This window comes from Pseudomonadota bacterium (genome assembly GCA_039714795.1).
GTDB lineage: Bacteria > Pseudomonadota > Alphaproteobacteria > JAGOMX01 > JAGOMX01 > JBDLIP01.
Genome location: JBDLIP010000046.1, coordinates 1 through 12,633, shown reverse-complemented (window position 1 = coordinate 12,633; position 12,633 = coordinate 1). Strand labels below are relative to the sequence as shown.

The following is a 12,633-nucleotide window of genomic DNA, read 5'->3' as shown; positions in this document are numbered from 1 at the left end:
TTTCATAAATATCTCAGGGTGTGGGACAGAGTCCCACATAAATAAAGCCGCGTAGCGTCCTTAATAAGCTGTTTGAGCATACGCGCTTCGCGCGACTTACATTTATTGGGGCGCTGCCCCAAACCCCGAGATATTTATGAAAAGCCTAGAGGTTATTAGTTTACGAGATAGCAAAACCGGACATTTCTAAATTGCTTTGACAGCAGAAATTTTTGTGCATGGGTAAAAAAATTTATCCGCCATACCTGTGTTGGATCAAAATGGTGACTTCATCTCCTGACGGCCGATGTGGACTGAATAGTTACAACTCAGGTTAAATAAGATGTTCAGTCCAAAGGAGTGCAGGACAGACTTTGTATCCGGCATCAAGCTCACATTTGCCTGACTAGAGGTCTTGTTCTTTCACAGATGTAAGCCAAGAGTAAAGCGCTTCTCGGTTGTTTTTTTGATCCAGTAAATCGAAAACACTTGCAGCTGGGTTGGTAACAAGCATTATCTCTTGTTGTTGTGCCATGCTGAGCAATTGTTGTGTGAACTTTTGGTCATCCAGGTAACGGATATGTTTTACTCTTTGGCGTAGAGCATTCATAGCCATGCCGGGATATCCTGAACAATCAAGAATATATTTCGCTTGTACACCAGGATACTTGGATTGGGTAATACGAAAAATTTCTCTGAAATAATCAACACTGGTGTAAGCAAGGGCGTGCGGTGGTGTACTGAGGATGATGGAAATACTGATTTCTTGCGCAAGGTCACAGGCGATGCAAGCATGCTTAAGATGATGAATACAAATTTCTCTATTCATTGATGGGTACGCCGTAGCTTTGTAGTCGGGCACTATTCTGGCGCAGCCACAATCTATGATCTTTATAGTCCGGACAAAGCTCTGCAACGATGTTCCAGAAGTGTTTGCTGTGGTTCATTTCCCGAAGATGTGCAACTTCATGGGCGCAGACATAATCAACGACTTTGTGGGGCGCAAAAACCAAGCGCCAGGAAAGCGAAATATTGTTGCGTGAAGAACAGCTGCCCCAGCGGCTTTTTAGGTCCTTAATGTTCACTTCAACTACAGTTTTCCCAATGTTTTGCGCAAAGAATTGGATTCGTTTTGTGGTGTAATCTTGTATCTGCCCCCAGAGCCAATCCATCATAAGGGTTGGCAGCACTTGTGGGGTATATCCTTTAATGATAACTGTTTTGGATTGTTGATGTTGTTCGACACTTAGTCTTTCAAAACTGAGATCTTCAAATTCTTGAAACTGTATTCGGTGTGGGATGCCAAAAACAGGAATATCCACATCCGGAGCAAAGGGAATAGGTTTGATACCTTGTGCTAATTGCTTGATAATCCAGGCTTCGGCTTGTCTGATAAGCTCCCATGCGTTGTCTTCAGGAACTCGTTGTGGCAGAGTCACGAGCAGCCTTTCCTTGACAGTATCCACCCTTAAGGTGGCTCGCTTGGCACGCGAATTTCTTCTGAAGGTGACTTCAAGATGTTTGTCGCCGAGTTGATATGTTTCAAGAATCAAGATGTGTGTTATCCATTGCTGTTAGTGACTGATTGAGTTATATCCTAGTAGAGGCACTGTTACATACTCGCGAGCAATCAAGACCTCCAGTTTGAATGATAGCCGCCAGCTTGCAGTTTACACCAGTAAATGGGCACTTTGAGCGTATCAGGAAACGGAGGTCTCAGCTTCGCTTCAGTAATATACATGAATCGTGTCATATTGATAAGGCAGGGACATTATGAAATTTAACATTAAACATTTTACAGCAGCCAGTGTAGCGAATCCTTTTCGGTTTCCCTTTGGTAGGCATTTGAAGACGTTGTTATGGCTTTTGTTGGCAAACTTGGCTTTGATCGGTGTCTTGGGATTGGTGCTGGTCATGATGAGTCATGAAACAGCGCACCTTCTTTTATCACTTGCGATGAGCCTTTGTGCCGGCGCAGTCGTTGGAGTGACTGGCTATTTGTGTTACCAACTTTTGTATATTAAAGATCAACAGCAATTTGTTCACGAAGGCATTGATGTGCTTCCTTTGGGGCTCCTTATCATGGTGGATGGGCATGCGGTGTTTGCCAATAGACAACTTACCAGACACTTTGGCGATGTTTACGACGATTTTCTAAATCTCTTTATAACAGAGTTTGTTGCTGAGGATTCGGCCAAGAAGTTTCATGACCTTTTGTCCCATTCTGTTCAGGGAAGAGCTGCACAAGAACAGGTTACCATTACCTCCCATGTTATACCATCGACATCTTGGTTTGTTGAAGTGATTCCAATATCTCGAGAGGCCAATGCTCAACTTTGGGTTTTTCACCCTAAGGATTTATCAGCCAACATGCAGGGATTTTATTTTCTACAGACAGGACAAAACTTTAGAAGTCTTTTTGAAGCCTCACCCATGGGCGTTGTTTTGTTAGGGCCACAAGGAAAAATTGCCTCTAGCAACCAATTTTTTCGTAATGAAATTATTGAGGGGGTCTCGATCAATCCACAGACCGCCTTTGTCGATTTGCTGGCGGAATCATGCCGTCCAGAAGCAGAAACAGCCATTAATCAATTACTCGCAGGGCATAAGGTTTCCATGCCTATTGAACTGGCCTTTACTGGACACGAGAAATGCACGGCATCCCTATTTGCCACACGCATTCAAGAGCAGGGAGGTACTGTGGTTGATGGCCAGAAAGTAAGTGGGTTAATATTGAATCTCTTTGACAACTCAGCACAGAAAAAGATTCAGTTGCAATTGGCACAGTCGCAAAAAATGCAAGCGATGGGACAGTTGGCAGGGGGAATTGCCCACGATTTCAACAATTTACTTACAGCAATGGTGGGTTTTTGTGATTTGTTGTTGTCGCGACATTCCCCGGGAGATCAGTCATTTACTGATATCATGCAAATCAAACAAAATTCTAATCGAGCAGCAAACCTTGTACGCCAACTTTTGGCTTTTTCCAAACAACAAACAATGCAGCCACAGATTTTAGACGTAAAAGAAGCGCTTGCAGAAGTTTCACTACTTTTAAACCGTCTTGTTTCAGTGGATCTAAAAATTGAAATGAAACACGCCCCCGATTTGGGATTGATTAAGGTGGACAAAGGGCAATTTGAGCAGGTCATGATAAACTTCGTAGTCAATGCTCGAGATGCGATGAACAACAAGGGAAAGATAGTAATTAATACTTGTGAGAAGACATATGATAAAGCAATCCCAGTGCATCACGAAAATCTTTCACCCGGACGTTATGTTGTCATTGAGGTGATTGATACAGGATGTGGAATTGCTCCTGAGAATCTTGCAAGAATTTTTGATCCTTTTTTCTCGACGAAAGAAATTAGCAAAGGGACTGGACTGGGTCTTTCTATGACCTACGGCATTGTCAAACAAACCGGAGGCTATATTCTTGTTGAGTCTAAACTGGGGCAGGGGACGAAATTTAGTTTGCTCTTTCCCCGATATGAAAAATCTGCAGAAATAGCTTCTAAAAAGTTACAAACTTCACGTAAATCAATGGGTGATTTAACAGGAACAGAAACAATTTTGTTTGTTGAGGATGAAGCACCCGTTCGTTTGTTTGGTGTTCGGGCGCTGCGTGATAAAGGATATAAGGTTATTGAAGCAACGAGCGGGCAAGAGGCACTTGATAAACTGCAGGCATTTTTGGATAAAGGAGAAGGCTCTGTGGATCTTTTGATTTCAGATATCGTGATGCCTGAAATGGATGGACTGGAGTTGACAAGGAAAGTGCGGGATCTTATCCCGGAGGTACCTGTCATTTATATATCTGGATATGCAGAAGATATGTTTAGAGACAAAGTAGGCAAAGATGATAATGCGTTCTTCCTTGCAAAACCTTTTAGGCTTAAAGAACTTGCCTTTAAGGTCAAGCAGGGGCTCAAAAAAGCCGACCCTCAACTAGAGATGAGCGACGGGATGTCAGAGAATCCAGTTCCAGTATCCTTATTGTAACTCTTATTTTTGTTGACTTGCCAAATATCGCTCGGCATCGAGGGCTGCCATACATCCAAGTCCTGCTGCTGTAACAGCTTGACGGTAAACCTTGTCTTGTACGTCCCCTGCGGCGAAAACCCCTTCGACGTTTGTAGCTGTTGAACCTGGGGTGCAAAGAATATACCCGTGCTCATCCATATTGAGTTTTCCCTTAAAAATACCGGTTGCTGGCGTATGCCCAATCGCTATGAACACACCGTCTAGAGACAACTCCTTGAGTTTTCCAGACCCTACATCTTTCAAACGTAGTCCTGTCACTGACTTTGGGTTATCGGTACCTAGAATTTCATCCACCACGTGATTCCAGATAAATTCAATTTTAGGGTTTGCAAACATGCGGTCTTGGAGAACTTTTTCCGCTCTTAATTGATCACGGCGATGTACGACATAGATTTTAGAGGCATGTCTTGTTAAAAACAGGGCATCTTCAGCCGCAGTGTCACCTCCCCCAATAACAGCAACAATTTTATCTCTAAAGAAAAAGGCATCACAAGTTGCACATCCAGAAACGCCAAAGCCCCGTAGTTTTTCTTCACTAGGAATCCCCAACCATTTGGCTTGCGCACCTGTGGAAATGATAACGGCATCGGCTGTATATTTTGTTCCAGAATCTCCGGTGCACACAAAGGGCTTTTGTGTGAAGTTGACATCAACGATCATGTCATGGACTACTTTTGTACCGACATTTTCGGCTTGAGCTTTCATTTCATCCATCAACCAAGGGCCCTGAATGATGTCTCTAAAGCCAGGGTAGTTTTCAACATCCGTTGTGACCATCAGTTGACCGCCAGGTTCAGTTCCCTGAACAACCACAGGGTTTAAATTTGCACGAGCTGCATAAATAGCTGCGGTATAGCCAGCTGGACCGGAACCGATGATAAGTACTTGGTGGCGTTGAGTTTCGTCTGTCATTTTTGCTCCTTTAGGTGTAGCCAACGTAGTTGCACACAAACTAACCAACAACGTAAGTGCGAATCTAACGTTTTGAATAATGTTCTTTTTAACAATTATCATGTCATCTGATTTTAAAAGACCTGCGTCTGGCGTCATCATATTGTAATGAATTTGATATGTCTATGCTGGATTTTTCCTTGCACAATCAGCTGGAAATCGCTATCACTAGTATAGTAAAAGAGTATCTACTGATGTTTGCGCCCGTAGCTCAATTGGATAGAGCGCCAGATTACGGATCTGGAGGTTAGGAGTTCGACTCTTCTCGGGCGCGCCAGTTTTGCTAGATCTCTGCAAACTTTTCTTTTGTAACTGTTGCAAACCGACTACGGTGAAACACCAGCGGCTGCCTGTCAGAATCGAAATGAAGCGCCTTAACGCGCCCTACAATAATGGTGTGGTCCCCACCTGAGTGCATTGCTTCTTGGATACATTCAGTGCCTGCAGCTGATCCTGTAACCAATGCAGTGTCTAATTCCATCCCTCCGGGTTTAGCGCACTGCAGAGCCAGAGATTCTTGATTGTCTGCCAAAATAGAGACTGAAAAGGCCGAAGCACTCGCTATGATGTCATATGCTTGGGCTGTCTTTTTCGCACAAAAAAGGATCAAGGGAGGTGCAAGTGAGACAGAAATCAAAGAATTAATGGTTACTCCAAGGTAAGGAGCCCCTGGCCGTTCAACTGTAACAATTGCAACACCTGTTGGAAACTGTCCCATAACTCGGCGAAAAAGCGAGGAGTCAATTGGTGTGGGTGTCTTTTCTGTATATCCTTGCTGTAAAACCACCGTCATCCTTCTTTCGTAATCTTTTCAATCACATCATCCAACTTACGCAACGAGGGGCACGTAATTATCAAGACAGCTTTGTCTCCCTTGACCTGAACTTTTACAGGTGCTTCTAGAGTTGAGGTCAGCATTTGTTCAAGACCCAAAATTTCTGTGTCTTTGCTATCTTCTTGGCGTTGATGTACAGGAGCCTTGTTGCTCTTTTGTGTTTTTAGGCGCTTTTCAGCATCACGGACATTGAGGTGATTACGAAGAATTTCCTCAGCTAATTCTTCAGGATTATCTGTACTTAAAAGAACCCGAGCATGGCCCGCAGAAAGTCGACCCGCTCGCACGTGGTCTTTCAAACCTTCCGGCAAATTCAAGAGCCTGAGCGTGTTAGCAATGTAGCTGCGGCTTTTGCCAAGTCGTTGGCTCAACGTTTCTTGAGTACAGCTAAACTTGTTTATAAGTTGCTGAAAACCTTCTGCTTCTTCCATCGGCGATAAGTCGTGGCGTTGCAAGTTTTCAATCAACCCCACCTCAAGCGCTGCTTCATCGGTAAACTCCCGAATAACCACAGGAACCTGGGACAAGTTTAAGCGCTTGGCAGCTCTCCATCGCCTTTCGCCTGCAATAATTTCGTACTCACTACCCTCTCCTTTCCCGGAAATTGGCCGCACCACAATGGGTTGCACAATACCAACCTCTTTGATCGAAGCCGTAAGATCGGCCAACTCTGCTTCATTGAACAAAGTTCTTGGCTGCTGTGATCCGGCACGAATCGTATGGGTTGGAACCTCATAAGCTCCTGTTTCATTCTGTGGCACTGAGATTATATGCACATCAGGATCAGATTCTGGGCCCAACAATGCCGATAGTCCTCTCCCTAGGGGTTGTGTGCTAATCGTGGAAGATACTGTCATATTTTACTCCATTTTTCTTAATAGTTCTGCCACCAACTTGATATAAGCTCGTGACCCCTGGCAGTCCACATCGTATAGCAGAGCAGGCTTTCCGTGAGAAGGGGACTCAGCAATTCTTACGTTGCGAGGAATCACTGCATCAAGCACACTTTCACCCAGAAATTGTCGCACATCTTTTGCCACATGCTCGCTTAAAGCACTTCTTGCATCAAACATGGTTAACACAATTCCCCAGATAGCCAATTCAGGGTTAAGCTTTTGTTTTATACGCGTAATGGTACGCAATAGCTGACTTAATCCCTCAAGAGCATAATATTCACATTGCAACGGAATTAAAATCTTGTGTGCTGCTGTCAACGCGTTGAGTGTTAACAACCCCAATGCCGGCGGGCAATCAATGAAAATAAAATCATAACGCGTGACTACTGATTCCAGTGCTTTTTGCAAAAAATACTCTCGTCGTTCCAGCAAAACCATCTCAAGCTCAATTGCCGACAAGTCTGGAGAAGCAGTAAGAAGGGATAAATTAGGGATTTCCGTATTCTGTACTATAGATTCCAGAGCCATTTCTCCCAGAATCACCTGGTAAGTTCCAGGGGCACTCGATACAGATGAAAAACCAAAACCACTGCTTGCATTACCCTGTGGGTCCAGATCAATTAAAAGCGTCTTCTTACCGACTGCAGCCATAGCTGTTGCAACATTAACAACAGTCGTCGTCTTACCGACTCCACCTTTTTGATTGGCAATGGCAACAATGGTTGCGCTCACTAATATTCACCCTTATTCTTTTCCAAGAAAATCACGTTTACGAACAACGCCTACGCATCTGTATATGTTGTACCCTTAACACAGTCCCCTGGCAACTCGTTTTGCTAGGAAAAATTTCAACGTCGAAATTCCATGTATTCCGTGCTTGTTCGATTTCTTGCCTCGCTCCCTCGCCTTTTAGAAACAAACACTGGCTTGATTCAGTACAAAATGGGAAACTGTAAGCAAGTAACTGGGAAAGGGGGGCCAGGGCCCTGCTTACGATTACATTTGCAGTCCATGGCTCAAGTTCTTCAGCGCGGGCTCGTATCACCTCAATTGTCGTATCGGTTTGGACAGCAACCTCTTCTAGAAAGCGGCATTTACGAGCGTTGGCCTCAACCAGAGTTACCTTGCAGTCTCCCATGATCGCCAGTACTATACCAGGAAGTCCCGCTCCGCTTCCAATATCAAGCACCGTCTTTTTCTGATCTAAAGAATAAATAAACGGCAATAGCTGAGCCGAATCTAAGATGTGTCGCTGCCAACCGTTTTTTAACGTGCTCTTGCCAACCAAATTAACCGCCTGATTCCATTGCCGAATCAAGTCAAGGTAAAGCTCTAACCGTTCTTTTATCTGTGTTGGGTTATGAGACTCACCCCAACCACATTCTGAAAAAATATCCTCAAGAGAAAATTTCGATTGTTTCACGTGAAACATTCGATCATTAGTTGTTCATCGATTGAAAGAACTCTGCGTTGTTTTTAGAGTTACGCAATTTGCTCAATAAAAACTCCATTCCGTCATGAGGTCCCATAGGATCAAGGATGCGGCGCAGCACCCAAACTTTCTGCAAGTCCTCTTTGCCAATTAGCAGGTCCTCTTTTCGGGTTCCTGATTTGGTAATATCAATTGCTGGGAAAATACGTTTATCCGAAAGTTTACGATCAAGAATAATTTCTGCATTACCTGTTCCCTTAAATTCTTCAAAGATCACCTCATCCATACGTGACCCTGTGTCTACAAGTGCTGTAGCAATGATCGTTAGCGAACCACCTTCTTCGATATTACGAGCGGCACCAAAAAAGCGTTTTGGGCGTTGCAGAGCATTGGCATCAACACCACCAGTCAAAACCTTACCTGAAGATGGTACAACAGTGTTGTAGGCTCGGGCGAGACGAGTAATGTTATCCAAAAGAATAATTACATCCTGTTTGTGTTCAACGAGGCGTTTGGCTTTTTCAATAACCATTTCAGCAATTTGTACGTGACGGTTAGCGGGTTCATCAAAAGTTGAGCTAATTACTTCTCCTTTGACTGAGCGCTTCATGTCAGTAACTTCTTCTGGCCGTTCATCGATCAACAAAACGATCAAAAAGGCATCCGGGTTATTTTCTGCTATCGCGTGAGCAACATTCTGTAGCATAAGAGTTTTACCCGAACGGGGCGGGGCGACAATCAAGGCACGTTGCCCTTTTCCAAGTGGAACTATTAAGTCAACAACACGGCGGGTAAAATCCTTTCCAACTGGCTTAGCGCTTTCGAGTAAAATTCGCTCTTCTGGATAAAGTGGAGTTAAGTTATCAAAATTTATCCGGTTTCTAACTTTTCCCGGATCTTGAAAGTTAACTGTATTTACCTTGAGCAGAGCAAAGTACCGCTCTCCTTCTCGAGGGGCTCGAATTTCTCCTTCTACTGTGTCCCCAGTGCGCAACCCAAAACGACGCGCTTGGCTTGGGGATATGTAGATGTCGTCCGGTCCTGGCAAATAATTGGCCTGACTAGATCTTAAAAAACCAAACCCATCTTGCAAAATTTCAACTGTGCCTTCACCGTAAATGGTGACTTCATTTTCCGCAGATTTCTTTAAAATAGCATAAACCATATCTTGAACGCGCAGCGAACTGGAATTTTCAATTCCGAGTTCCTCGGCCATAGACAATAGTTCAGCTGGCGTTTTTTGCTTTAAGTCTTTAATATTCATAATTTTTTCCAGGTTTAGTTGAATAAGTTGGGTTTAAGTTTGAAATTAGACGTCCCAAAAACTTTCCGAAGGCACTCAAATCAAAAGGGTTTTACAACGGCCATAACGACAATGATAATCATAATTACAGCTGGAATCTCATTAATGATCCGGAAAAATCGCGGGGTTCGCTGTCGTTTCTCAAGGAGGAACTCCTTGTACAACACAACCATATAACCATGCAATCCAGCCAAAATCAAGACCATAAATAATTTTATATGCAACCACCCTGAATGCCAGTCCAAAGAAGGCATCAAAAGGAGGATACTTCCAAAAGAAAAACTCAAAATCATGGCAGGTAACATGATCATACGACTCAACCGATACTCCATCTTAAGAAAGGTGTTGGAGATTTCCGATTTGGGCACTGTAGCAGCATGATAAACGAAGAGACGCGGCAAATATAAAAGCCCTGCCATCCATGCGATCACCGATATAATGTGAAAAGCTTTAATCCAAAGGTAATAATCTGCAAGCCAATCAAGCATGCCGAATCTCCATAACTCGTCCCCTTTCTGGTGCAACAAGTCCTGCCAAATCATTGATAAATGCCGGGGTACATCCAACTGTTGCCACTCTATAAAATTTAGGCACACCAGACTGATCCGCCAGAGCTTTGTATTGGATATCTAGCTCATAAAGTGTTTCTGAATGCTCTGACACAAAGCTTACAGGGACTAAAATCACGGATTTTCCTTCTTTGCCAGCACGTATAATCTCATTGTCTGTTGCAGGTCCAAGCCATTGCAGCGGCCCGACTCGACTCTGATAGCAAATTTGCGAATCTACCGAACGACCTATCGATGCAAGAATAGCATTAACAGTTTCTTCTACCTGTTGTTGATAAGGATCCCCCTGATCCACAATTTTTTGTGGTAAACCGTGCGCCGAAAATAGAATTCGGGGCGTTTTATCTAGTTTTTCGCATTTTGATATTGCCTTTTTGATCTCATCAGCAAAAAAGTCAACCAGGCCAGCAATGGTTGGATAACACTCGATCTTATCTATTGGAGTTTTGGAAAAACACAGAGCTGCATTTTGGTACCAATCTTTCAGTGAAGACTCGATGGTGGTGGTTGAATACTGCGGGTATAAAGATAGCAAAACTATCCTTTGGGGTGCGTATTTTTGTAGTTCGGTCACAACCCCTTTGGCCATGGGGTGCCAGTAACGCATACAAACAAACACCTTGAAACCATCACCCAAGGCTAACTCTAATGCATCGGCTTGGGCTTGGGTATTTTCGAGTATCGGTGACTTTCCTCCAATGGCTCCATAGATTTTTTGCGCCTCAGGCGTTCGTCGCCACGAAATTACCCTAGCAAGTAGGGTGCGAAAAGGGTTGGGAATTTGCAAGATTGCAGGATCATTAAATAGATTGAATAAAAAGGGGCGGACTGCCTCCAGGTTATCAGGTCCCCCAAGATTAAAAAGAACAACAGCTGTCTTGTTTAATTTACTGTTCATGTCCTGCTTTCACGAGATCCAACAATGTTTCCACATGCTCAGGAGGAGTTTCCGGTACAATGCCGTGACCCAAGTTAAAAATATGCGGACGTCCCGCTACAAGCGCCAGTTGCCGTTTGACTTCTTGCTCCATTAGCGCACCTCCAACCACCAGAATCTGTGGATCCAAAGCCCCCTGTAATACCACATTATTTGGCAAGTTCTCCAGTGCCCACTTAAGAGGAAGAAAAGAATCTAGACTGACTCCATCGACACCAGTTCCAGAAACGTACTCAAGATACAAAGGCCCTACCCCACGAGGAAAACCTATAATCGGCACCCCAGGATGTCGGGCTTTAACACTACTAACGATTTGCCGGGTGGGGTGTACAACCCAACTGTCAAACTGGGCCTCAGGAACAGAAGAAGCCCAGCTATCGAAAAGTTGAATCACCTGGGCGCCAGCATCTACTTGTTGGATGAGGTAGTCAGAAGTTGCCTGCACAAGAAGCTGCAATAGTTCCTGAAAAGCTTCGGGGTACTTAAAGGCAAATGTTTTGGCATTAGAAAACGTTTTGCTGGTTTGTCCCTCAAGCATATAACAGGCTACTGTCCAAGGGGAACCTGCAAACCCAATTAGGTCCTTTTCGTGCGGCAATCTGCTGCGCACTGCCGCTATGGCTTCGAAAACCGGAGCTACCACATCAGGCAATTTTTTTGTGGTTAAGGCCTGCAAGTCACTTGGCTGTGACAGACGCGAAAGCTGTGGACCCTTTCCTGTTATAAATGAGACGTCTTGTCCAAGGGCGTGCGGAATAATGAGAATGTCGGAAAAGATAATCGCAGCATCAAAATCATACCTTTGGAAGGGCAAAAGAGTTGCCTCAGTTGCGATGTGCGGAGTTAAGCAAAAATCAACAAAGTTGCTGGCCTTTGAGCGAAGCTCCATGTATTCAGGCAGATAACGCCCCGACTGCCGCATTAGCCAACAAGGCGTTTTTTCAACTTTTTGTCCCGAGAAAATTTTTGTAAGAAGAGCCATTGTTTGGTTACCACGTCTATTTGTTTAATATACTAAAGCTGAATCAAACTGTTGAATTTTATGATGTGCTGCGAGCATGCAGTTTGATCTGGCTTTATTACATATACCTTAAAAATGTTGTTGTTGATATACTCGCAATAAGTCAAAACCTTTAGCTAGCTAGCGAGGTATAGCCTAAGATCGTCGCCCCAGCCGTCATACCGGAAGCGGAGTTTGCCCAGCTTGGCTTTTCCAAGCCAGCGCTTGGAGAGCTGGGGAAAAAGGGCAACCAGGATGATGGCCCGTGGGTGATGAAGCTTGGTTTGAAAAACTTGACACTCAGCTTTCAGACGAGGATTTGACGCTTTAAGAAAATATTTTGTGCAAACAAAGGAAGAAGCAATAATGTTGGTAGCCAATCTAGTGCCATCGCCCTCAAAGATGGCTATTTGTGCGGGAAGAGCAAAAAATGTCCGGTAGTAAGCCCCCGATTATGGAAAGAAAGTAGTCGCATCAAGACTTTTTCCTATGTTAGTATGTCCACTATGTCTAAGGGCGGTTAGCTCAGCGGGAGAGCGTCTCGTTTACACCGAGAGGGTCGGGGGTTCAAATCCCTCACCGCCCACCACAGGGCTGTTCAGTGAAAATGTGTTATCTACGGATCGTCATCCTGAACGTTGGTTTTGGAACTCAAGTCTGGTAAGACTTGAGGAGGCAAAACCTTAC

General features: G+C 44.1%; 12 protein-coding genes and 2 tRNA genes. 3 read left to right on the top strand and 11 right to left on the bottom strand.

The window, feature by feature from the left end:
- Positions 1-385: 385 nt before the first annotated feature.
- Positions 386-808 carry a hypothetical protein gene (locus tag ABFQ95_04780; protein MEN8236839.1) on the bottom strand — a complete coding sequence of 141 codons (423 nt, stop codon included), beginning with the start codon at positions 806-808 and terminating at the stop codon, positions 386-388.
- Complete coding sequence (locus ABFQ95_04775; protein ID MEN8236838.1) at positions 801-1,532, bottom strand: SprT family zinc-dependent metalloprotease; 732 nt, start codon at positions 1,530-1,532, stop codon at positions 801-803. The genes ABFQ95_04780 and ABFQ95_04775 overlap by 8 nt, the downstream gene beginning before the upstream one ends.
- 220 nt (positions 1,533-1,752) lie before the next feature.
- Here ABFQ95_04775 and ABFQ95_04770 point away from each other — a divergent pair, with 220 nt between their 5' ends.
- Positions 1,753-3,981 (top strand): ATP-binding protein, encoded by a 2,229-nt coding sequence (locus ABFQ95_04770; protein ID MEN8236837.1) that lies wholly within the window; start codon positions 1,753-1,755, stop codon positions 3,979-3,981.
- A 3-nt stretch (positions 3,982-3,984) separates the two neighbouring features.
- Here ABFQ95_04770 and trxB read toward each other — a convergent pair whose 3' ends face one another.
- Positions 3,985-4,935 (bottom strand): thioredoxin-disulfide reductase, encoded by a 951-nt coding sequence (trxB, locus tag ABFQ95_04765; protein MEN8236836.1) that lies wholly within the window; start codon positions 4,933-4,935, stop codon positions 3,985-3,987.
- A 239-nt stretch (positions 4,936-5,174) separates the two neighbouring features.
- Here trxB and ABFQ95_04760 point away from each other — a divergent pair.
- Positions 5,175-5,251 (top strand) — tRNA-Arg (locus ABFQ95_04760).
- Positions 5,252-5,257: 6 nt separating this feature from the next.
- On the opposite strand, the gene ABFQ95_04755 is transcribed toward ABFQ95_04760, so the two are convergent.
- From ABFQ95_04755 to hemE, 8 genes are all read right to left on the bottom strand, one after another.
- On the bottom strand, positions 5,258-5,767 hold the full coding sequence (locus ABFQ95_04755; protein MEN8236835.1) for a flavin reductase family protein: 510 nt from the start codon (positions 5,765-5,767) through the stop codon (positions 5,258-5,260).
- Positions 5,764-6,666 (bottom strand): ParB/RepB/Spo0J family partition protein, encoded by a 903-nt coding sequence (locus ABFQ95_04750; GenBank protein MEN8236834.1) that lies wholly within the window; start codon positions 6,664-6,666, stop codon positions 5,764-5,766. Before ABFQ95_04750 ends, ABFQ95_04755 begins: the two co-directional genes overlap by 4 nt.
- A gap of 3 nt (positions 6,667-6,669) precedes the next feature.
- Entirely contained in the window at positions 6,670-7,437 is a 768-nt protein-coding gene (locus ABFQ95_04745) for an AAA family ATPase (protein MEN8236833.1), read from the bottom strand.
- Between the two features lie 37 nt (positions 7,438-7,474).
- On the bottom strand, positions 7,475-8,137 hold the full coding sequence (rsmG, locus tag ABFQ95_04740) for a 16S rRNA (guanine(527)-N(7))-methyltransferase RsmG (protein MEN8236832.1): 663 nt from the start codon (positions 8,135-8,137) through the stop codon (positions 7,475-7,477).
- Between the two features lie 7 nt (positions 8,138-8,144).
- Positions 8,145-9,401, bottom strand: a complete 1,257-nt coding sequence (rho, locus tag ABFQ95_04735; protein MEN8236831.1) for a transcription termination factor Rho — start codon at positions 9,399-9,401, stop codon at positions 8,145-8,147.
- Between the two features lie 80 nt (positions 9,402-9,481).
- A complete protein-coding gene (hemJ, locus tag ABFQ95_04730) occupies positions 9,482-9,928 on the bottom strand; it encodes a protoporphyrinogen oxidase HemJ (GenBank protein ID MEN8236830.1) in 447 nt (148 codons plus the stop codon).
- Positions 9,921-10,907 carry a ferrochelatase gene (hemH, locus tag ABFQ95_04725; protein MEN8236829.1) on the bottom strand — a complete coding sequence of 329 codons (987 nt, stop codon included), beginning with the start codon at positions 10,905-10,907 and terminating at the stop codon, positions 9,921-9,923. The genes hemJ and hemH overlap by 8 nt, the downstream gene beginning before the upstream one ends.
- Positions 10,897-11,928 carry a uroporphyrinogen decarboxylase gene (gene hemE, locus ABFQ95_04720; protein ID MEN8236828.1) on the bottom strand — a complete coding sequence of 344 codons (1,032 nt, stop codon included), beginning with the start codon at positions 11,926-11,928 and terminating at the stop codon, positions 10,897-10,899. Before hemE ends, hemH begins: the two co-directional genes overlap by 11 nt.
- Positions 11,929-12,460: 532 nt before the next feature.
- On the opposite strand from hemE, the gene ABFQ95_04715 reads away from it, so the two are divergent.
- A tRNA-Val gene (locus tag ABFQ95_04715) sits at positions 12,461-12,535 on the top strand.
- The last annotated feature ends 98 nt before the right edge of the window (positions 12,536-12,633 follow it).